The sequence below is a fragment of the Plantibacter sp. CFBP 8775 genome, assembly GCF_014839505.1.
GTDB lineage: Bacteria > Actinomycetota > Actinomycetes > Actinomycetales > Microbacteriaceae > Plantibacter > Plantibacter auratus.
The window spans coordinates 911,140-929,155 of sequence record NZ_JACYNV010000001.1; the positions used below are offsets into that span (position 1 = coordinate 911,140).

23 protein-coding genes and 1 pseudogene are annotated in these 18,016 nt (G+C 70.3%); 20 read left to right on the forward strand and 4 right to left on the reverse strand.

Annotated elements, in window-relative coordinates:
- Positions 1 to 50 precede the first annotated feature (50 nt).
- From IFR14_RS04400 to IFR14_RS04455, 11 genes and pseudogenes are all read left to right on the forward strand, one after another.
- Positions 51 to 959: a carbohydrate ABC transporter permease gene (locus IFR14_RS04400; RefSeq protein WP_124768540.1), complete on the forward strand. Its 909-nt coding sequence runs from the start codon at positions 51 to 53 to the stop codon at positions 957 to 959.
- Positions 959 to 1,921: a carbohydrate ABC transporter permease gene (locus tag IFR14_RS04405; protein WP_137242439.1), complete on the forward strand. Its 963-nt coding sequence runs from the start codon at positions 959 to 961 to the stop codon at positions 1,919 to 1,921. Before IFR14_RS04400 ends, IFR14_RS04405 begins: the two co-directional genes overlap by 1 nt.
- Positions 1,918 to 2,619, forward strand: coding sequence for a hypothetical protein (locus tag IFR14_RS04410; RefSeq protein WP_191940370.1), 702 nt, complete (start codon positions 1,918 to 1,920; stop codon positions 2,617 to 2,619). Before IFR14_RS04405 ends, IFR14_RS04410 begins: the two co-directional genes overlap by 4 nt.
- A 49-nt stretch (positions 2,620 to 2,668) precedes the next feature.
- Complete coding sequence (locus IFR14_RS04415; protein WP_191940371.1) at positions 2,669 to 3,547, forward strand: CPBP family intramembrane glutamic endopeptidase; 879 nt, start codon at positions 2,669 to 2,671, stop codon at positions 3,545 to 3,547.
- A 41-nt stretch (positions 3,548 to 3,588) separates the two neighbouring features.
- Entirely contained in the window at positions 3,589 to 4,248 is a 660-nt protein-coding gene (locus IFR14_RS04420) for an IMPACT family protein (protein WP_191940372.1), read from the forward strand.
- An 85-nt stretch (positions 4,249 to 4,333) separates the two neighbouring features.
- Positions 4,334 to 4,945: a DUF1349 domain-containing protein gene (locus IFR14_RS04425; protein WP_191940373.1), complete on the forward strand. Its 612-nt coding sequence runs from the start codon at positions 4,334 to 4,336 to the stop codon at positions 4,943 to 4,945.
- Between the two features lie 113 nt (positions 4,946 to 5,058).
- The gene (locus IFR14_RS04430) at positions 5,059 to 5,436 is read left to right on the forward strand and encodes a PadR family transcriptional regulator (RefSeq protein ID WP_159877445.1); all 378 of its coding nucleotides are present in this window, start codon (positions 5,059 to 5,061) and stop codon (positions 5,434 to 5,436) included.
- A complete protein-coding gene (locus tag IFR14_RS04435; RefSeq protein ID WP_191940374.1) occupies positions 5,433 to 6,194 on the forward strand; it encodes a hypothetical protein in 762 nt (253 codons plus the stop codon). The genes IFR14_RS04430 and IFR14_RS04435 overlap by 4 nt, the downstream gene beginning before the upstream one ends.
- Positions 6,191 to 6,475, forward strand: a pseudogene (locus IFR14_RS04440) (hypothetical protein); the annotation flags it as partial. The gene IFR14_RS04435 and the pseudogene IFR14_RS04440, both read left to right, overlap by 4 nt.
- Before the next feature lie 346 nt (positions 6,476 to 6,821).
- Positions 6,822 to 7,415, forward strand: coding sequence for a short chain dehydrogenase (locus IFR14_RS04450; protein WP_191940377.1), 594 nt, complete (start codon positions 6,822 to 6,824; stop codon positions 7,413 to 7,415).
- Positions 7,416 to 7,532: 117 nt separating this feature from the next.
- A complete protein-coding gene (locus IFR14_RS04455; RefSeq protein ID WP_191940378.1) occupies positions 7,533 to 7,946 on the forward strand; it encodes a phage holin family protein in 414 nt (137 codons plus the stop codon).
- A gap of 23 nt (positions 7,947 to 7,969) precedes the next feature.
- Here the strand turns inward: IFR14_RS04455 and IFR14_RS04460 are convergent, their stop codons facing one another.
- The gene (locus tag IFR14_RS04460) at positions 7,970 to 9,262 is read right to left on the reverse strand and encodes a helix-turn-helix transcriptional regulator (RefSeq protein WP_191940379.1); all 1,293 of its coding nucleotides are present in this window, start codon (positions 9,260 to 9,262) and stop codon (positions 7,970 to 7,972) included.
- 101 nt (positions 9,263 to 9,363) lie between these two features.
- Between IFR14_RS04460 and hxlB the strand changes: the two genes are divergently transcribed.
- The 5 genes from hxlB (at position 9,364) to IFR14_RS04485 (ending at position 13,276) form a co-directional block, all read left to right on the forward strand.
- Positions 9,364 to 9,975: a 6-phospho-3-hexuloisomerase gene (gene hxlB, locus IFR14_RS04465; RefSeq protein WP_191940380.1), complete on the forward strand. Its 612-nt coding sequence runs from the start codon at positions 9,364 to 9,366 to the stop codon at positions 9,973 to 9,975.
- 70 nt (positions 9,976 to 10,045) lie between these two features.
- A complete protein-coding gene (hxlA, locus tag IFR14_RS04470) occupies positions 10,046 to 10,672 on the forward strand; it encodes a 3-hexulose-6-phosphate synthase (protein WP_085511986.1) in 627 nt (208 codons plus the stop codon).
- A 270-nt stretch (positions 10,673 to 10,942) separates the two neighbouring features.
- Entirely contained in the window at positions 10,943 to 12,478 is a 1,536-nt protein-coding gene (locus IFR14_RS04475) for a carboxylesterase/lipase family protein (RefSeq protein WP_191940381.1), read from the forward strand.
- Between the two features lie 105 nt (positions 12,479 to 12,583).
- A complete protein-coding gene (locus IFR14_RS04480; protein ID WP_159453388.1) occupies positions 12,584 to 12,760 on the forward strand; it encodes a hypothetical protein in 177 nt (58 codons plus the stop codon).
- A 351-nt stretch (positions 12,761 to 13,111) separates the two neighbouring features.
- A complete protein-coding gene (locus tag IFR14_RS04485) occupies positions 13,112 to 13,276 on the forward strand; it encodes a hypothetical protein (RefSeq protein ID WP_162852292.1) in 165 nt (54 codons plus the stop codon).
- A gap of 77 nt (positions 13,277 to 13,353) precedes the next feature.
- On the opposite strand, the gene IFR14_RS04490 is transcribed toward IFR14_RS04485, so the two are convergent.
- Positions 13,354 to 14,103, reverse strand: coding sequence for a type 1 glutamine amidotransferase (locus IFR14_RS04490; RefSeq protein WP_191940382.1), 750 nt, complete (start codon positions 14,101 to 14,103; stop codon positions 13,354 to 13,356).
- A gap of 137 nt (positions 14,104 to 14,240) precedes the next feature.
- On the opposite strand from IFR14_RS04490, the gene dcd reads away from it, so the two are divergent.
- Together dcd and IFR14_RS04500 are read left to right on the forward strand one after the other, a co-directional pair.
- Complete coding sequence (gene dcd, locus IFR14_RS04495; RefSeq protein WP_056009122.1) at positions 14,241 to 14,831, forward strand: dCTP deaminase; 591 nt, start codon at positions 14,241 to 14,243, stop codon at positions 14,829 to 14,831.
- Between the two features lie 63 nt (positions 14,832 to 14,894).
- Positions 14,895 to 15,422 (forward strand): hypothetical protein, encoded by a 528-nt coding sequence (locus tag IFR14_RS04500; protein ID WP_137242427.1) that lies wholly within the window; start codon positions 14,895 to 14,897, stop codon positions 15,420 to 15,422.
- A gap of 31 nt (positions 15,423 to 15,453) precedes the next feature.
- Here IFR14_RS04500 and IFR14_RS04505 read toward each other — a convergent pair whose 3' ends face one another.
- Positions 15,454 to 15,939 carry a MarR family winged helix-turn-helix transcriptional regulator gene (locus tag IFR14_RS04505; RefSeq protein WP_137242426.1) on the reverse strand — a complete coding sequence of 162 codons (486 nt, stop codon included), beginning with the start codon at positions 15,937 to 15,939 and terminating at the stop codon, positions 15,454 to 15,456.
- 45 nt (positions 15,940 to 15,984) lie between these two features.
- Between IFR14_RS04505 and IFR14_RS04510 the strand changes: the two genes are divergently transcribed.
- Both IFR14_RS04510 and IFR14_RS04515 read left to right on the forward strand, forming a co-directional pair.
- Positions 15,985 to 16,935 carry an EamA family transporter gene (locus tag IFR14_RS04510; RefSeq protein WP_191940383.1) on the forward strand — a complete coding sequence of 317 codons (951 nt, stop codon included), beginning with the start codon at positions 15,985 to 15,987 and terminating at the stop codon, positions 16,933 to 16,935.
- Positions 16,932 to 17,369, forward strand: a complete 438-nt coding sequence (locus IFR14_RS04515; protein ID WP_191940384.1) for a YdeI/OmpD-associated family protein — start codon at positions 16,932 to 16,934, stop codon at positions 17,367 to 17,369. Before IFR14_RS04510 ends, IFR14_RS04515 begins: the two co-directional genes overlap by 4 nt.
- A 60-nt stretch (positions 17,370 to 17,429) precedes the next feature.
- Here IFR14_RS04515 and idi read toward each other — a convergent pair whose 3' ends face one another.
- Complete coding sequence (gene idi, locus IFR14_RS04520) at positions 17,430 to 17,975, reverse strand: isopentenyl-diphosphate Delta-isomerase (protein WP_079704925.1); 546 nt, start codon at positions 17,973 to 17,975, stop codon at positions 17,430 to 17,432.
- Positions 17,976 to 18,016: the final 41 nt, after the last annotated feature.

Consider the following 18,016-nt stretch of genomic DNA (forward strand, 5'->3'; position numbering starts at 1 on the left):
GCCCGGCGCGTCCCCACCGACCCCGCACCACCGTCCTCGAAAGGCTCGTCATGGCGATCGCAGCCCCACCGCAACGCACCCGCTCCAGCAGTCGCGTCCGCAGGAATGCGCTCGTCGGCTGGAGCTTCATCCTGCCGAACTTCATCGGCTTCGCCCTCCTGACCCTCATCCCGATGTGCGCGGCGTTCGTCATCGCGTTCATGAAGTGGGACTCGTACTCACCGCCCGAGTGGGTCGGGTTCGCGAACTTCGCGCGCATGATGCGTGACGAGTCCTTCTGGATCGCGCTCGGCAACACCGCCTACTACGCGGCCGGGCACATCCCGCTCACGATCCTCGCGTCGCTCGGCCTGGCACTGCTCCTCAACCGCAAGCTGCGCGGCCTCGGCTTCTTCCGCACCGCGATGTTCTTCCCGTACATCACCTCGCTCGTCGCCGTAGCCGTCGTGTGGAACATGCTCTTCAACCCCACCGCCGGCCCGATCAACCAGTTCCTCGAGCTCATCGGTGTCGCCGACCCGCCCGGCTGGACGACGAGCTCCGCGTGGGCGATGCCGGCCGTGATCATCACGAGCGTGTGGCGCGACATGGGCTACTACATGGTGCTCTACCTTGCGGGCCTCCAAGCGATCCCGCAGGAGTACTACGAGGCCGCCGAGGTCGACGGTGCGAACGCCTGGCAGCGGTTCTGGAACATCACGATCCCGTCGCTCCGTCCGACGACGTTCTTCGTCCTCATCATGGTGACGATCGCGAGCTTCAAGGTGTTCGACCTCATCGTCGTCATGACGGGAGGCGGGCCAGGCCGATCCACGCTCGTCCTGTCGCAGCTCATCTACCGCGAGGGCATCACCGAGAACCGCTTCGGCTACTCCTCGGCGATCTCGCTCGTGCTGTTCGTCATCGTGCTCGTCTTCACCGTCGTCCAGTTCAAGCTGCAGCAGAGGAAGGAACGCTGATGTCGACCAGTGCCACCACGCGTGCCTCGTCCACGGTCCCGTCGTCGGCGGAGGTCGCGATCGCCGAGGTCACCGACGCCATCACCCCGCCCGTGCTGCCCGGGGCTGGAGGCAAGCGCACCCGGGTGCGCCGCCACGGACCGATCTCGCCGCTGCGCCGCGTGCTCATCTACGTGATGCTCACCGTGCTGACCGCGATCATCTTCGTCCCGTTCTTCTGGATGGTCTCGTCGTCGCTCAAACAGAACAACGAGGTGTTTTCGATCCCCGTCCAGTGGATCCCCACCGAGTTCGTCTGGCAGAACTACGTCGACATCTGGACCCGCATCCCGATGCTGACCTACCTCAAGAACTCCCTGTTCCTGTCGGTCACGATCACGATCCTGCAGGTGCTCACCGGGAGCTTCGCCGCCTACGGCTTCTCGAAGATGCACTTCAAGGGACGTGACGTCCTGTTCGTGGCCTACATCGCGACGATCGCCGTGCCGTGGCAGGCCTACATGATCCCGCAGTACATCATGATGCAGAACGCCGGCCTCGTGAACACGCACCTCTCGATCATCCTGCTGCAGGCGTTCGGCGCCTTCGGCGTGTTCCTCATGCGGCAGTACTACCTGACCATCCCCGACGAACTGAGCGAGGCCGCCCGCATCGACGGCCTCAACGAGTACGCGATCTGGTGGCGGATCATCCTGCCGCTCACGAAGCCGGCGCTCGCGAGTCTCGCGCTGCTGACCTTCGTCTCCACCTGGAACGACTACATGGGTCCGTTCATCTACCTGACGAGCAACGACCTCTGGACCGTGCAGCTCGGTCTGCGCTCCTTCGTCGGGCAGTACGACGCCGAGTACGCGCTCATCATGGCCGGGTCCGTCGTCTCCGTCATCCCTATCGTGCTGATCTTCCTCCTCGGCCAGCGCTACTTCATCCAGGGCATCGCGACGAGCGGGATGAAGGGATGACCGCGGTGACCGAGCGGCGGGCGGACAGCCGTGCCGGCGGCGTGCGCGGACTGCTGCAGCCGCGCCGGGAGACCTTCGAGTCGGTGTTCGGCGTCGTGTACCGATCCCTCATGGTCGGCGTCGGCGTCGGGATCGGCGCGCTCCCGCTGGCGGCCGCGATCGTCCTCGTCGCCGAGCCGCTCGCGAGCTGGCCGTTCCTGCTGCTGTGCTCGCTCCCGCTCGGCCCCGCCTTCGCCGCCGGTTGCTGGTCGTTCCAGCGGTCGCGCGACGCCGCCGATGCGGGGCCACTGCGGGAGGTCGGGATCGGCCTGCTGCGGACGTGGCGACCGGCGCTCGCCGTGTGGTCGCTCGTGTGCGCGCTCACCTTCGTCGTCGTGATCGACATCGTCGCCGTGTGGGGGACGCCGTTCGCGATGCTGCTCGGGCCGCTGCTCGTCGTCGTGCTGCTGCTCGCGGTCGTCGCAACCTTCGGCGTGTTCGCCGGGCTGGCGGCCGCTCCGGGCCTGCGGTTCCGGGCACAGCTGCTCGGCGGGCTCGTCCGGACCGTCCGTCGGCCAGGCACCTCGCTGCTCTCGCTTGTCCTCCTGGCCGCCTGGGCGGTCATCGTCCTCGCTCAACCGGTGCTCGGGCTCCTCGCCCTCGGCGGTTTCGTCCTCTACGCGGTCTGGAGCAACGCCGCGGCGGCGCTCGCCGACTGACCTCCCGGATTGTCCGACGCTCGGGCCCGTTGAGTGGTTGGATCGACGCATGGGCGAGCACAGAGGTCACGGGCACCGAGGTCAGCGGACACTCACCACCAGCGGATGGCACGACTTCTGGGCGAAGGGCGGTGTCGGGCGGGCGTTCCTGCTGGCGATCGTCTACCTCGCCCTGTACCTCGGTGCCGGATGGGTCGTCGGGCAGCTCTTCGGCTCGCAGATCGGCGAGGACGTCTTCGCGACCCCGCAGAGCGTGTTCTTCGGGCTCATGCTGCCGCTCGTCGTCGGCTCCCTCCTCCTGGCCGGCTTCGTCCTCTCGGTCGGATGGTTCCGGGAGCTGTTCGGAAGGCAGCCCATCCGCGGCCGGTGGTGGATGTGGGTCGCACCGATCGTGATCCTCGCCGCGGTCGTCCTGCGCCTGCTCGGCATCGACTACGGGAGCTACGAGGGTTCCGTGGTCGCTGTCGCGATGCTGTCCGGGGTGTTCATCGGGTTCGCCGAGGAGATCCTGACCCGCGGCCTGGTCGTGAAGATGCTGCGCGACGCCGGCAGCTCGGAGTGGATCGTCATGGTGGTCTCCTCGCTGGTCTTCGCCCTGCTGCACGCCTCCAACCTCCTGTCGGGCCAACCGGTCACGACCGTGCTCGTGACCGTCGTCTACACCTTCGGATTCGGCGTGTGCATGTACCTGACGCTCCGGGTGACCGGCAACCTCATCTGGCCGATCCTGATCCACGGACTCTACGACCCGACGCTCTTCCTCTCGACCGGTGGGATCGACCACGCGGGAGCCGCCGCCGGTCAGAGCGTGTTCCTGGCGATCGCCGGTCCGGCCAACCTGCTCATCATGCTCGTGGCCGTGATCGGCTTGATCTTCGTCCGTGGGCACGTGCAGGCCCACCCGGCCGACGACGTGCTGCGGCCGTAGGCCGAACGGGTCTCGTCGACCGGCCGAGTACGCTCGGACGGATGACCACCGCGCGGCAGTACCCGGCGACGATCGCCGCGCCGGTCGAGCACGAACTCGTGATCAAGAAGTCGCGCTTCCTCGGCCTCGCGCACCCGGTCGCGTCGCCGGAGGACGCCGAAGCGGTCATCGCGCGGGTGAAGAAGCAGGCGTGGGACGCACGACACCACTGCGTCGCGATGGTCACCGGGCTGCTCGGCGACCAGGCCCGCTCGTCCGACGACGGTGAACCGTCCGGCACGGCGGGGATGCCGATCCTCGAGGTCATCCGGCGGCGGGAACTGACCGACGTGGTCGTCGTCGTCACGCGGTACTTCGGCGGCGTCAAGCTCGGCGCGGGCGGGCTCGTCCGTGCCTACTCCTCGGCGGCCTCCGAGGCCCTCGACCTCGCCTCGCTCGTGCGCCGTGAGACGCTGACCCGCGCGACCCTCGTCGTCCCGCACGCCGAGGCCGGGCGGTACGACAACCTGCTGCGCGATTGGGCCGGTAGCCACGGCGCGACGCTCGGCGATCAGACCTACGGGGCGCAGGCGGAGCTGGAACTGTGGGTGCCGCCGGCGGAGCTGGAGCGGCTCCAGGCGGACGTCGCGTCGGCCTCCAACGGTTCGCTCGCCGTAGCCGTCGGGGAGGAACGGGTCGTCGACGTCCCGGCGCCTCGCTGAGCTGCCCGGATCTGCACGGAATCAGCCGGATGCCGAGCAGATCCGGGCGACTCACGGGAACGTGCGGTCCCGATAGGGTCGGACCATGCACACCGACGTGACCCGCATCGACGGGCTTCCCGACCTCGCCTGGACCTCGACCCCCGGAATCGCATCGTTCGACGCCGATGCCGGAGCGCTCACCCTCACCTCCGCCGCCGGCGTCGACTGGAGCAACAGCTCGCTCGGTGGGCCGCGTGAGTTGCGTGCCACGGCGCTCGCCTTCGACGCACCCGACCACTTCACGCTCTCGGCACGGGTCGCGGTCGTGGGCGAGCGCAGTACTTTCGACGCCGGTGCCCTCGCACTCTGGATCGACGACGAGCACTGGGCCAAGCTCTGCTTCGAGCAGTCGCCGCAGGGGCAGGCGATGGTGGTGAGCGTCGTGACGAACACCTGGTCGGACGACGTGAACTCGACGCACGTCACGGCCGACCACGTGTGGATGCGCGTCAGTCGTCTCGGTGAGGCATGGGCGTTCCACAGCTCGAACGACGGTGTCACGTGGGACTTCGTCCGGGTCTTCCGTCTGCACAGCGACGCCCCGGTGCGCGTCGGGTTCCTCTCGCAGGCGCCGCTCGGTCCGCCCTGCGAGGCGCGGTTCGACGAGATCGCCTTCGGTGCAGCACCCCCGACGGACCTCCGCAACGGGAGCTGACCCCCGCTGAGTCGTCTGGAATTGCACGGAAACCGGCGGCACCTGTGCAGTTCCGGGCGACTCAGCGCGAGGGCAGCTTGACGCATCGGAACCTATCTTCCTATAGTGGCTCCATGGCACGCAGACGACCCGGCACGCTCTTCCCGCTCGAGCTCGACATCCTCGACGTCGGCACCGTGTTGCAGTCGACCGAGGGGAGCTTCTACGGGTTCGCCCTCGCGAAGCAGCTCGCCGAAGCCGGGGACGCCGCCCTCACCGCGCACGGCACGCTCTACAAAGCCCTGTCGCGGATGGCGGACGCCGGCCTGATCGAGGCGACCTGGGAGGACCCGGAGGTCGCGGAGGCGGAGGGTCGCCCCCGCCGACGGTTGTACCGGATCACGGGCGAAGGAGCGACGGCCCGGGATCGGGAGCACGCGAGGATCGCCGGTGAGCAGGCCGCCGCGGCGAGGCCGGCGGGTGCGGCGTGGACGCAGGGGGCGATCGCATGACCGCCATCCGGACGCCGGAGTACCGCACGGCAGCCCACCGGGTCCTGAACTGGTGCGGGTGGTACACGCGCGACCTCTCGCCCGACGTCGCCGGGGAGCGCCGCGACGAGATCGCGTCCGACCTGCACGAGCACGCCGTCTGGGCCGAGGAAGCGGGCGTCACGCCGCAGCGGCTGCGGCGCGACATCATGCTGCGGGCCATCCGTGGGATCCCGCATGACCTCTCGTGGCGCTCCGGGCAGTTGCGCGCGGGCCACGGCGTCGACCCGATGCCGCTCGGCATGCGGCGGGCCGGCGACGTGCTCGCAGCCCTCGTGGTGACCGGTGGCGTCCTGGTCACCGGAGCTGCACTGTTCCTCCTCGTCCGGATCGTCCGTGCGCTCGTCATCGGCGACGTAGTCGAGGTGCCGGCGGGCGCGCTCGGTGTGGCGGTCGCGGCGGTCCTGGGCGTCGTGGGGCTCGTGCTGTCGCTGCGGCGACGCAGTCGATGGCTCGGCGCGGGGCTCCTGGCGCCCGCAGCGGTCCTCATCGGCGTGCTCGCGGGCGACATCATGTACCGCGTCAGCGCGACCGGCGTGCTCATCGTGTCCCGTCTGAGTTCGCACGGAGCCGGTGTCGAACCGTGGTGGGTGATGAGTGTGGCGATCGGCGTGGGTGCTGCGCTCGGGTTCATCGGAGCCGCGGTGTGGTGGTGGCCGGGGGGTCGCCGAACGGCGGAACGGGACGCAGCGGCGTCGATGCAGGGGGAGACGGTATGAGCGGGAACGAGATCCACGACGGGCCAGAGGCGGCGCAGGAGGTGGCACCCGTCCGCCGGAGTCCCGGAACGCTCCGTCGACGGATCGGGCTCGGCATCGCGATGAGCGGGGTGCTCGCGGTGGCGGCCGGCGGGGTGTTCATCGGGGTGTCGAACGCCCAGGGGGCCGCTGACGACGCGCGGTCCCTCGAAGCGGTCGCCGAGGCCGCAGCGTCGCTCGACGAACTCCCGCCCGTCGAACCCGTGGTGCCCGCGGATCCCACTGCCACGCCGGACGCTGGCNACCGACCCGGCTTCGATCGTGCCCAGCACCGACTCGTACCTCAGTGACGGGATCTGGGAGGCACAGCAGCAGATCATCGCGAAGTGCATGGCTGATCAGGGGTTCTGGTATGCGTGGACGAACGATCGATCCAAGATCCTCGATCCGCTCTTCGGCATGGTCATGAGCGAGACGACCGACGCCGCCTTCCTGGCCCGGTGGGGGACGAACCCCGACGATCAACCGTACGACTGGAAGCTCGCCGGCTGCCACGGCTACGCCGTCCACGTCACCGGGATGGACGACGCCCACTGACGCCGTCGATCGACGATGCCGCCGTCGGGAGCCGGTGCTAGCGTCGCCCGCATGAGAATCCTGTTGATCGGTGCGAGTGGACATGTCGGACGAGCGGCGCAGGACGCCCTCGCGGAGCGTCACGAGGTGATCGCGGTGTCGCGCTCGACGGCGCCTGCCGTCGACACCACCGACGAGGCGTCGATCGAGGCGCTGTTCGCCGAGGTGGGCGAGGTCGACGCGGTCATCGTCGCCGTCGGATCGGTCCCGTTCAAGCCCGTCGAGGAGTTGACGCGCGACGACTACCGTGCGGCCTTCCTCGGCAAGGTGCTCAGCCAGCTCGACGTCGTGCGCATCGGGACCCCGTTCGTCCGCGACGGCGGCTCCTTCACGCTCACGACGGGCATCCTCGCCCGCGAGCCGATCGCGACGGGTGCTGCGGCCTCGATGGCCAACGGGGCGGTCGAGTCCTTCGTGATCGGTGCCGCCCCGGAACTCCCGCGCGGCATCCGCATCAACGCCGTCAGCCCCACGGTGCTGGCCGAGGCCACCGGCTACCACGACGCGTTCCCGGGCTTCCCTCCGGTCGCGTCCGACGTGGTCGGCCTCGCGTTCGTCCGTGCCGTCGAGGGTGTCGGCACCGGGCGCGTGCTCGCGCTCGACTGAGCCGTCCCGGCACTCCCGAGGGGAGGCATGTCGTCGTCCGGCCGTTCGCCAGGTGACGACCCGCCTCCCCTCAGTCGCGCTCTCGACGCGGCCGACACCCGGCGCTAGGGTCGGCACATGACCCGCTTCCTGCTCAGCATCGCCGTCAGTCTGCTGTCCTCGGCGATCGGGCTGCTCGTCGCCGACTGGGTCGTGCCCGGCGTCCGTCTGTCGCTCGGTGGCTTCATCATCGCCGTCGTCGTCTTCACGATCGCGCAGGGCGTCCTCGGGCCGTTCATCCTCCGCCTCGCGCGGCGCTACGCTTCGGCGATCCTCGGCGGCATCGGACTCGTGACGACGCTCGTGTCGCTCTTCATCGCGTCGATCCTCCCCGGCGGTCTCCACATCCGCGGTGTCCTCGCCTGGGTGCTCGCACCGCTGGTGGTGTGGTTGGTCACGGCGCTCGGGAGCTGGATCCTCGGGTGGGCGCTCATCACGCGACGGTTCGGCGACCGGGATCGCGACCGGGGCCGTACGAGCTCGAAGCGGTAGGCGGCGAGGGAGCTTGCACGGGCTCAGCGGCTGGCGGCCAACGCGGCCGCCAGCTCGACGCGGCTGGCGACGCCGAGCTTCCGCAGGACGTTCGCGATGTGGAACTTCACGGTGTTCTCGCTGATGGTGAGGGTCTCGGCGATCGCCCGGTTCCGTGCTCCACCGGCGGCCAGCTCGGCGACGCTCCACTCGCGCTCGGTCAGCGCGGCGGCCGCCGAGTCGGAACGTGTCTGGGCTGCGGGCGGTGGGTCGAGCGGAAGCGTCACGTGCAGCTCCGAGCCCCACCCGGGCGTCGCCTGGACATCGAGACTGCCGCGGAGTGCCGCGACCCGAGCGCCGAGTTGCTGCACGCTCGGGGTGTCGACGGTCAACTCGCCGGGGCCGTCGTCGCGGATGCCGATGAGCAGGTTGCTACCGTCGCAGTCCCACTGCACCCGGACCCGCCCGACCGAGGACTGCTCGACGAGCGCGAGGACCGTGCCGCGGACGATCGCCCGTCCGGCGTGCGCCACCTCACCGGGGAGGGCCCGACCGTCGACGGGCGGCTCGATGAACTGGACCTCCGGACCGCCGAAGCGGGCCAGCGGGCGGAGGTCCTCGCGGAGTCTGGCGAAGGCGCGCGCGACCGGTTCCTCGGCCAGCTGGCGGTCGCGGTCGGACACCGCCCGCAGCTCGACCATCGCGGCCGAGGCGATCTCGGTCACGGCCGCTCGGGCGTCCTCGGGCGACGTCTGGCGCGACCTGGTGACCGCGAGGATCGACTCCAGCGTCGTCGCATGGGCGTCGGTGAGTTCCGCGATCGCGCCGGCCCGCTCGCTCGACGCGGCCCGCGAGTCGCGGAGGTAGTCTGGGGCCGCCGTCGCGACCTGCTGTCGGATACCGGCCGCGACGACCTCCCAGAGGGCGCCGACGAGCCGGTCGTCGATCGGTCCCTGCGGGTCGGTCAGGACGAGGAGGGCGCCGGTGTCGGCCAACCACGCCGCGATCGGACGTTCCGCGCCTGCGATCACCGCCGACGTCGGCCGGTCGGCGTGGGGGTCGGCATCAGCGAGTGCCGTGGTGACCGGGCCGCGCGGGGTGCGCTGTCGGACCGCGTCGAGCTCGGCGATCGTGACGCCCTCGACGATCGCCGGGTCGCCGGCCTTCTTCCGGGGGCGACCGGTGCAGTCCTCGGTGAAGATCACGAGCGCGGAATGGGCGACGACCGGCTCGAGGACTTCCCGGAACGCACCGGCGATTCGCAGCAGCGAGCTCGATGCGACGGAGGCCAAGCTGTCGAGCAGCTCGACCGGGTAGGTGACAGTGCGTTCGGTCATGTCCGCACCCTATCCCATCGGTCCACGCCTACCCGTTCGGGTAGTTGAAACCGTTCGGGCGAGCAGCGGTGCACCTACCCGATCACGCCCAGGATGGAGGGATGACGAACCCCACCGTCCCTCCATCCACGTCGGTGACGCCTGCGACCTCAACGGTCCAGGGGGCGCTCGCCGCGATCGACGCCGAGCTGCATCGCACCGTGTCGAGCTTGCTGGAGGCCGATCCGGCTCCCTTCGCCGGCGCACTCGACCGCCTGCGAACGGCGGACAGCGTGTTCGTGTCCGGTGCCGGTCGTTCCGGTCTCGCGCTCCGGATGACCGCGATGCGACTCATGCACCTCGGGCTCACCGTGCACGTCGTCGGCGAGACGACGACGCCCGCCATCACCTCGGGTGACGTCCTGCTCGTCGCCAGCGGCTCCGGTACGACGACGGGTGTGGTCCGCGCCGCGGACACGGCCGTCTCCGTCGGAGCACAGGTGATCGCCATCACGACCGACCCCGCATCCCCGCTCGCCGAGTTGGCCGCCGAGACGATCGTCGTCCCCGCCGCGCAGAAGACCGACCACGGCGGCACGCGTTCCGTGCAGTACTCGGGGAGCCTCTTCGAGCAGGCGGTCATGCTGCTCGGCGACGCGTTCTTCCATGCGCTCTGGCAGTCCGACGGCGTCAGCGCCGAGGAGCTGTGGCCGCGCCACGCGAACCTCGAGTAGTCACCCCGATCCCTTCCAACGCGCCCGGCAGACGTCGGACGCATCCCATCACGACAGAAAGCAGCACCACATGAAGCTCCAGGTAGCCATGGACGTCCTCACCACCGAGGCAGCCCTCGAACTCGCCGGGAAGGTCGCGCCCTACGTCGACATCCTCGAGCTCGGCACGCCCCTCATCAAGAGCGAGGGCCTGCGTGCCGTCACCGCGATCAAGGACGCCCACCCCGACAAGATCGTGTTCGCCGACCTCAAGACGATGGACGCCGGTGAGCTCGAAGCCGACATCGCCTTCTCCGCCGGTGCGGACATCGTCACCGTCCTCGGGACCGCCGGTGACAGCACGATCGTCGGCGCCGTGAAGGCCGCGAAGGCGCACGGCAAGTCCGTCGTCGTCGACCTCATCGGGGTCGCCGACAAGGTGCAGCGCGCGAAGGAGGTCACCGCTCTCGGTGCCGCGTTCGTCGAGATGCACGCCGGTCTCGACGAGCAGGCGGAGGAGGGCTTCACCTTCCAGACGCTCCTGTCCGACGGTGAAGCGGCCGCCGTGCCGTTCTCGGTCGCCGGTGGCGTGAACGTGTCGACGATCGCGTCGGTGCAGCAGGCGGGCGCGCAGGTCGCCGTCGCCGGTGGTGCGATCTACTCGGCCGACGACCCGGCGGCCTCCGCAGCAGCCCTTCGCGCGGCAATCGTCGCCTAACCCCCTCCGCCAACCCCGCACCTGTCGGGTTGGCCAGCGCGGTGCGCTGACGTGAGCGCGGTGCATCGGACGTGAGCGCGGGTCTCCAGAGACCCGCGCTCACGGCTCCGGGGCGCGCTCGGGTCAGCGCACCGCGCTGGCGCATCGGGTGGGTCGGCTGGGTGAAGCCCGAACATCGAACGGGATTCGAAGACGGCACGGCATACTGGGCGGATCACCACGCGACGCTCGTCGGATGAGCGCGCAGCCGAGTACCCGGAGGATCCGCCGATGACGACCGATTCCAGCCCCGAGCAGCCCACCGCACAGACGACCTCGGGAGCGGTCCGCGGCACGCGCCGCGCCGACGGATCGGTCGCCTTCCTCGGCATCCCGTTCGCCGAGCCGCCGACCGGAGCGAGACGATTCCAGGCCCCCGAGCCCAAGGCCCCCTGGGACGGCCTCCTCGACGCGACCGCCTACGGCGCGACACCGCAGCGGAAGGCCATGGCCGAGATCACGACGATCCCGGAACCATCGATCCCCGGCGACTCGACGCTCAACGTCAACGTCTTCACGCCCGACCCGACACCCGCCGCAGACAGTGCCGGTCTACCCGTCCTCGTCTGGATCCACGGCGGCGGCTTCATCGCCGGGTCGCCGGCGAGCCCCTGGTACGACGGTCGGGCCTTCAACCGCGACGGAGTCGTCACGGTCTCGGTGTCCTACCGCCTCGGCTTCGACGGGTTCGGCTGGCTGCCGGACGCCCCCGCCAACCGCGGCGTCCTCGACTGGATCCTCGCGCTCGAGTGGGTGCGCGACAACATCGCGGCGTTCGGCGGCGACCCGCAGCGGGTCACGATCGCCGGCCAGTCCGCGGGCGGCGGGTCCGTCATGACCCTGCTCACGGTCCCGTCCGCGCAACACCTGTTCCAGCGGGCGATCTCCGTGTCCGGAGTCCCCGGCGACGTGCCGCTCGTCGAGGCTCAGGCCCTGACCGCGCGACTCGCCGAGCACCTCGGGGTGCCCGCGACCCTGGCCGGTTTCGCGAGTGTCCCGGAGGCGACGCTGATCGAGGCCCAGCGGTTCGAACTCGTCCCCGGCGGTGCGGCCGACCCGGAGTCCGTACTCCGCGGGATGACGACGATGAACGGCCGCCTCGGCCTCGGCCCGGTCGTCGACGGCGAGCTGGTCGTCGACACCGTCGAAGCCGGCATGGCCGCGGGACGAGGCGCGGACAAGCCCTTGCTCGTCAGCGCGACCCGAGAGGAGTTCGCCGGGTTCTTCACCGGTCGACTCGACGACTTCGACGCCGTGGCGCCGACGCGAGCCCTGGAACTGATGGGCGTGCCGGAACCGCTCGCCGAGGCATACGTCGCGACCCAGCCCGGCGAACGCACGGGACTCGTCGCGGGGCGCTTCGTGAGCGACGTCATGTTCCGGGAACGCGTCATCCGCTGGCTGACGCTGCGGGACGACGCCGAGACCTGGGTCTCCGACTTCGTGTGGCGCTCGGCGGTGAGCGGGATCGCGGAGCACTGCCTCGACGTCCCGTTCATCTTCGACGTGCTCGACGACCCGGACGTCACCCGGGTGGCGGGCCCGCATGCGCCGCAAGAGCTCGCGGATCGGATCCACGGCGCGGTCGTGGCGTTCGTCCGAGACGGGTCGCCGGGCTGGTCGCGGTCCGACCGCGACGCCTCCGGGATCGAGGTGTTCGACGCGGCCGGGGCGCCGACGGTCGAGCCGTTCGCGAGTGCACGCGTGCTCGCAGCGGCGAAGCGACTCGCGGAAGCGGCGTCGACGACGTCATCGACACCGGTCTGACGGGCCCGGGCACTCTACTCGTAGGACGAACCGGGCCGTTCTGCCAGGGGGTGTGGCTGTGAGGCGTCCCGCGTTACCGTCGGGACACGAGGAAAGGAAATCAGCATGAGCGACCCACGAGACGAGATGGACGACCCGATCGGCGACGCGCAGGAGGCGATCTCCCGAGCGCTGCCCGACAACGCGCCGGAGAGCGACGACCCGATGGCGGCGCCGACGGTCGACGACCCGGGCTCCGAGCCCGGTGACGGCGACCCCGCGGACCAGCCGGGCCTCCTCTAGCGCAGCTCGCCGGGGCGACCCTCAGCTCGGGAATCCCTGGTCAGCGCGGTGCTGCCGCCCGAGAGGTCACCAACCGGCGCCAGCGCGGTGCGCTGGTCCGAGCCCCTGGGATCAGGCCTGACTGCGGCGCACGCGCGTGAGCGCGACCCTCCGGAGACCCGCGCTCACGCGTGCGGCCCGCGCTCGCGTCAGCGCACCGCGCTGGCGCAAGCCGAAACGCAGGACGGCGGAGGTGTGCAACGCGGGGGCGCTCCGCGCGCGTAGCGGAACGACTTCCGGCGATGTCAACCCCCGCGACGGAATGGTCAGGCCCCCATACGGTGGACGGAGTTCTGCGAAAGGAGCTTCACCATGAACATCCTGCTCATCATCGTCATCGTCGTTGCCATCGTTCTCGCCATCACCGGTGGGTTCGTCCAGTCCCTCAACTTCCTGCTGTGGGTCGGCCTCGTGCTGCTCGCGATCGCGATCATCGCGTTCTTGATCAGGACGATCACGGGTCGCAAGGCCCTCTAACTCGAACTCGAGTTCACGAAGCGGTCGGTCCCTCCGGGGGCCGGCCGCTTCGCTGTGTCCGGGGCGCGATCCGAGTCCTACCGCAGGGACGGGTCGACGCTCGTCCGACGGAGCACCGCGTCGGCGAAGGCCCCGAACAACCGCTCCCCGGCCTCGCGCATCGGCCCCGCCACCGCGGCGACCTCGGACCGCAGCCGGTCGGCCGCCTCCTCCGCGGTCCCGGCGATGAACGGCAGATCGCGGAGCATGAGCGGTTCCGCGAGCCACCGGTCGAGCATCGGCGGGTCGACCTCGAGGTGGAACTGCGTCGCGAAGACCCGGTCCTCGATCCGGAACGCCTGGTTCGGCGTCGACGGCGACGATGCGAGGACCGTCGCTCCATACGGAGCCTCGACGACGTCGCCATGCCAGTGCAGCACCGGCAGTCGCTCGCCACGCATGCCGAGTTCGCTCTCGGTCAGGAGCTCGACGTCGCCGACACCCACTTCATGCGCGGCCGCCGAGTGAAGCGTGGCTCCGAGGGCCGTCGCGATGAGCTGATGCCCGAGACAGACCCCGAACACCGGGATGCCGAGCACCGCCGCATCGCGCACGAGCTGCGCTTCGAGCCCGAGACCCGGGTGCTCCTCCACGTCGAGCGCGCCCATCGGGCCGCCGAGGAGGACGAGCCCGTCGAACCCGGTGATCTCGCGCGCCGGCGGCAGCTCACGACGCTCGACGATGGTGTCGAGCGTCCAATCGATCCCCGACGCCGTCAGCACCTCCCCGAGCACCGCCGGTCGCTCCCAGGGGACGTGCTGCAGGATGAGGACGTGCGGTCTGGTCATCGGAGGCCTCCAGGTCGCTGGGGCGGCGCGACCCGTCTCCGCCGGGTCGCGGAGGTCGTCACCGTGCGAGCATCGTAGCGAATCCGGGCGTCGTCACCGGCCCGAGGCTTCGGGCTCCCGGCCGATACACTGTCACCGTGCTGCTCTCGGACCGTGACATCAAAGCCGAACTCGACGCCTCCCGCATCGCGCTCGACCCCTACTCGCCGGAGATGATCCAGCCGTCGTCAATCGACGTCCGCCTCGATCGTTTCTTCCGCCTCTTCGACAACCACAAGTACCCCTTCATCGATCCCGCGGAGGATCAGCCGGAGCTGACGCGCCTCATCGAGACGCTCCCGAACGAGCCGTTCATCCTGCACCCCGGCGAGTTCGTCCTGGGGTCCACGTACGAGCGGGTCTCCCTTCCGGACGACGTCGCCGCGCGCCTCGAGGGCAAGAGCTCGCTCGGTCGTCTCGGGCTCCTCACGCACTCCACCGCCGGCTTCATCGACCCGGGCTTCACGGGCCACGTCACCCTCGAGCTCAGCAACGTCGCGACGCTGCCGATCAAGCTCTGGCCGGGGATGAAGATCGGTCAGATGTGCTTCTTCCGGCTCACGTCACCGGCCGAGCGCCCGTACGGGTCGAGCGAGTACAGTTCCAGGTATCAGGGACAGCGTGGACCCACCGCCTCCCGTTCCTTCCAGAACTTCCACCGGACCGACGTCGGCGAGACGCAGCGCTGACGCAGGACTGAGGCGGGCGTCCCGACGACGGGCGAGCAGGTGGACCAGTAGAAAGGCCCCGCCATGAGCACGTCAGAGCGACCCGACTTCGCCCGCGCGATCACCGCCGACGGGCCGACGCCGCTCTACCCGCGTCGCATGGTCCGGTTCGGGCAGTTCGTCGGATCCTGGGACGTCCACTCGAAGCGCCTCGACGACGAGAGTGGCGAGTGGGTCGAGTCCGACTTCCGCTGGATCGTGTCGTACATCCTCGAGGGGCGCGCCGTGCAGGACGTCCAGCTCGTCGCGAACGACGCGGAGCCGTCGGGCTGGGAGACGGTCAGCACGGCTCTCCGCGTCTACGACCGGTTGATGGGTGCCTGGCGCGTGAACTACGTCGAGCCGCGGCGCGGCGAGTTCTGCCAGCTCGTCGCGACGCCGCACCGCGCCGACGGCATCCGCCAGGACGGCACACGGAACGACGACAAGCTCATCCGGTGGAACTTCAGCGGCATCACCGAGGACTCGTACACCTGGGAGAGCTGGGTGTCCGACGACGAGGGCGCGACCTGGTGGCTGCAGGAGCACAACGAGGGTCGCCGCATCGCCTGAGCGGATCCGTCTCCACCCTCCACCGCGACACTCAGGGGTCGGTGCGCGCCAGGCGCTCCAGGAACGACGCCAGCTGCTCGCGCTCGGCCGTGGAGAAGCCGTCGAGGACACGCTCCTCGGCGGCGAGATGATCGGGCAGGGCCGCTTCGACGAGGCGCTTGCCGGCCGGGGTGAGGGCGACGACCGTCCCGCGACCGTCCTGCTCGCTCGGGCGGCGCGTCACGAGACCGCGCTCGACGAGCTTGTTCACGCGCTGGGCGATCGCACTCGACGTCACCATCGACCAATGGGCGAGGTCCTTCGGCGCGAGCTCGTGCGGTGAGCCGGCGCGGAGCAGGGTGGCGAGCACATCGAACGAGGCGCTGTCGAGACCGTGCTCGGCGAAGGTCGAGGAGAGGCGTGCGTCGACCGCCGTCGCTGCTCGCGACAGTCGTCCGATGACGGCCATGGGCGAGACGTCGAGATCGGGTCGCTCGGTCCGCCACTGGCCCAGGATGTCGTCGACGCGCGTGCTCATGCAGCCAGCGTAGCAATTCGCTTAGTGCTGAGCTATTATTGCTCAGTGCTTAGCAATCGACTGCGTATCACCGCCCTCACCGCCATCGCCCCGATCAGCTGGGGGACGACCTACCTCGTCACGAGCGAACTGCTCCCGCCGGGACGACCGCTGCTGGCAGCTGTGCTCCGGGCGCTGCCTGCGGGCCTCCTGCTCCTCGCGATCACGCGAACCCTGCCGGTCGGTGGCTGGTGGTGGCGGTCGCTCGTGCTCGGCACGCTCAACATCGGCGCCTTCTTCGCGTTCCTCTTCCTCGCCGCCTACCGACTGCCCGGCGGGGTCGCCGCGACCATGGGGGCGATCGGGCCCGTGCTCGTCGCCGTGCTCGCGAGCCTGCTGGTCGGGGAGGCGTTGACCGTACGTCGCGTCGTCGCCGGGTTCGCCGGGGTGCTGGGCGTCGCCCTCATCGTGCTGCAGGTCGACGCGCGTCTCGACGCGGTCGGCGTCGTCGCCGCACTCGCGGGGGCGGTCTCGATGTCGCTCGGATCGGTGCTGAGCAAGCGGTGGGGGAGACCGGAGGTCGGCCGCCGGATCGGCGCACGCCGGCGCACGAGCCCGGACCTCGACCCGAACGCCGGCAGCGGCGCACCGGTCTCCGGCCTCGCGCTGACCGCCTGGCAGCTCGTCGCCGGCGGTCTCGTCCTCGTGCCGGTGCTGCTCCTCGTCGAGGGACTTCCGTCGGACGCGCCGGACGCAGCGGCGATCGGCGGGTACGGCTACCTCTCCCTCGTCGGCACGGCCCTCGCGTACGCCCTGTGGTTCCGTGGCATCGCAGCGCTGCCCGTCGGGTCCGTGTCGTTCCTCGGCCTCCTGAGTCCCGTCGTCGCCGTGCTGGCAGGCCTCGCGGTCCTCGGCGAGGCGCTGAGCCTCGGACAAGTGCTCGGGATCGCGGTCGTCGCCGGCTCCCTCATCCTGGTCTTCACCGCGAGGCGACCCCGGGCCATACTGAGCGCATGAGATTCAGCACCGTCATCGAACTCCAGGGCAACAACACCGGCATCCTCGTCCCCGACGCCGTCGTCGAGGGCCTGGATCGTGGCAAGCGCGTGCCCGTCGTCGTCACCGTCGGTGCGACCACGTACCGCAGCACCATCACCCCGATGGGCGGCCGGTACCTGATCGCGTTGAGCGCCGCCAACCGCGCCGCCGCCGGGGTCGCGGGAGGCGACGAGGTCGACGTGGACCTCGAGGTCGACGACGCACCGCGCGTGTTCCCGTTGCCGCCCGAGCTCGAGACGGCGCTCGCGGGAGACGAGCCGGCGCTCGCCGCCTACGGAGCCCTGTCGTTCAGCCGACAGCGCGCGCTGGCCGAGCCGGTCGCGTTGGCGAAGACGGATGCGACGCGCGACAAGCGGATCGCCGCGGCCGTCGAAGCGCTCCGCGGAGCCTGACCTCGCTCAGTCGCCTGAATCTGTTCGGAAACCGGCTCGATCCGCGCAGATCCGGGCGCCTCAGCGGGCCGCGGACTCTGCGAGCAGCGGCACGACGAGCGGCAGCTGGAGCGTCAGCCAGGGGCTGAACGCGAAGGGCGCCTGCTCGACGGACGCCAGGAGCGATTCGGGCTCGGCCCAGGCCCACTCCATGACCTCGTCGGGGTTCGGCTCGGGCGTCGCGTCCGTGTAGGCGACGTAGACCGGGCAGATCTCGTACTCGACCACGCCCGAGGCGTCGACGGCGCGATACCGGAAGTCGGGCAGCACCAGTTCCGGCGCGGAGATCGGCAGGCCCAGCTCGGCGCTCGCCCGACGCAGCACGGCGTCGACGCTGTCCTCGTCCGGGCCGGGGTGTCCGCAGAACGAGTTCGTCCAGACGCCCGGCCATGTGAGCTTCGAGAGCGCGCGCCGGGTCACGAGGATGCGTCCGTCGGGCCCGATGACGTGGCAGGAGAACGCGAGGTGGAGTGGCGTCTCCAGCGTGTGGACGGTCGCCTTCGGCGTGGTGCCGATGCGGGTGCCGTCCTCGGCGAGCAGGACGACGAGTTCTTCGGGTACCGACATACGTCCATTCTCCCCGACGATCGGGGCGAACGCGAATGGAC

Excerpts from the sequence above, each read along its gene's own strand:
- IFR14_RS04400 (WP_124768540.1), top strand. The coding sequence starts at position 51 with ATGGCGATCGCAGCCCCACCGCAACGCACCCGCTCCAGCAGTCGCGTC.
- IFR14_RS04405 (WP_137242439.1), top strand. The coding sequence starts at position 959 with ATGTCGACCAGTGCCACCACGCGTGCCTCGTCCACGGTCCCGTCGTCG.
- IFR14_RS04410 (WP_191940370.1), top strand. The coding sequence starts at position 1,918 with ATGACCGCGGTGACCGAGCGGCGGGCGGACAGCCGTGCCGGCGGCGTG.
- IFR14_RS04415 (WP_191940371.1), top strand. The coding sequence starts at position 2,669 with ATGGGCGAGCACAGAGGTCACGGGCACCGAGGTCAGCGGACACTCACC.
- IFR14_RS04420 (WP_191940372.1), top strand. The coding sequence starts at position 3,589 with ATGACCACCGCGCGGCAGTACCCGGCGACGATCGCCGCGCCGGTCGAG.
- IFR14_RS04425 (WP_191940373.1), top strand. The coding sequence starts at position 4,334 with ATGCACACCGACGTGACCCGCATCGACGGGCTTCCCGACCTCGCCTGG.
- IFR14_RS04430 (WP_159877445.1), top strand. The coding sequence starts at position 5,059 with ATGGCACGCAGACGACCCGGCACGCTCTTCCCGCTCGAGCTCGACATC.
- IFR14_RS04435 (WP_191940374.1), top strand. The coding sequence starts at position 5,433 with ATGACCGCCATCCGGACGCCGGAGTACCGCACGGCAGCCCACCGGGTC.
- IFR14_RS04450 (WP_191940377.1), top strand. The coding sequence starts at position 6,822 with ATGAGAATCCTGTTGATCGGTGCGAGTGGACATGTCGGACGAGCGGCG.
- IFR14_RS04455 (WP_191940378.1), top strand. The coding sequence starts at position 7,533 with ATGACCCGCTTCCTGCTCAGCATCGCCGTCAGTCTGCTGTCCTCGGCG.
- IFR14_RS04460 (WP_191940379.1), bottom strand. The coding sequence starts at position 9,262 with ATGACCGAACGCACTGTCACCTACCCGGTCGAGCTGCTCGACAGCTTG.
- hxlB (WP_191940380.1), top strand. The coding sequence starts at position 9,364 with ATGACGAACCCCACCGTCCCTCCATCCACGTCGGTGACGCCTGCGACC.
- hxlA (WP_085511986.1), top strand. The coding sequence starts at position 10,046 with ATGAAGCTCCAGGTAGCCATGGACGTCCTCACCACCGAGGCAGCCCTC.
- IFR14_RS04475 (WP_191940381.1), top strand. The coding sequence starts at position 10,943 with ATGACGACCGATTCCAGCCCCGAGCAGCCCACCGCACAGACGACCTCG.
- IFR14_RS04480 (WP_159453388.1), top strand. The coding sequence starts at position 12,584 with ATGAGCGACCCACGAGACGAGATGGACGACCCGATCGGCGACGCGCAG.
- IFR14_RS04485 (WP_162852292.1), top strand. The coding sequence starts at position 13,112 with ATGAACATCCTGCTCATCATCGTCATCGTCGTTGCCATCGTTCTCGCC.
- IFR14_RS04490 (WP_191940382.1), bottom strand. The coding sequence starts at position 14,103 with ATGACCAGACCGCACGTCCTCATCCTGCAGCACGTCCCCTGGGAGCGA.
- IFR14_RS04500 (WP_137242427.1), top strand. The coding sequence starts at position 14,895 with ATGAGCACGTCAGAGCGACCCGACTTCGCCCGCGCGATCACCGCCGAC.
- IFR14_RS04505 (WP_137242426.1), bottom strand. The coding sequence starts at position 15,939 with ATGAGCACGCGCGTCGACGACATCCTGGGCCAGTGGCGGACCGAGCGA.
- IFR14_RS04515 (WP_191940384.1), top strand. The coding sequence starts at position 16,932 with ATGAGATTCAGCACCGTCATCGAACTCCAGGGCAACAACACCGGCATC.
- idi (WP_079704925.1), bottom strand. The coding sequence starts at position 17,975 with ATGTCGGTACCCGAAGAACTCGTCGTCCTGCTCGCCGAGGACGGCACC.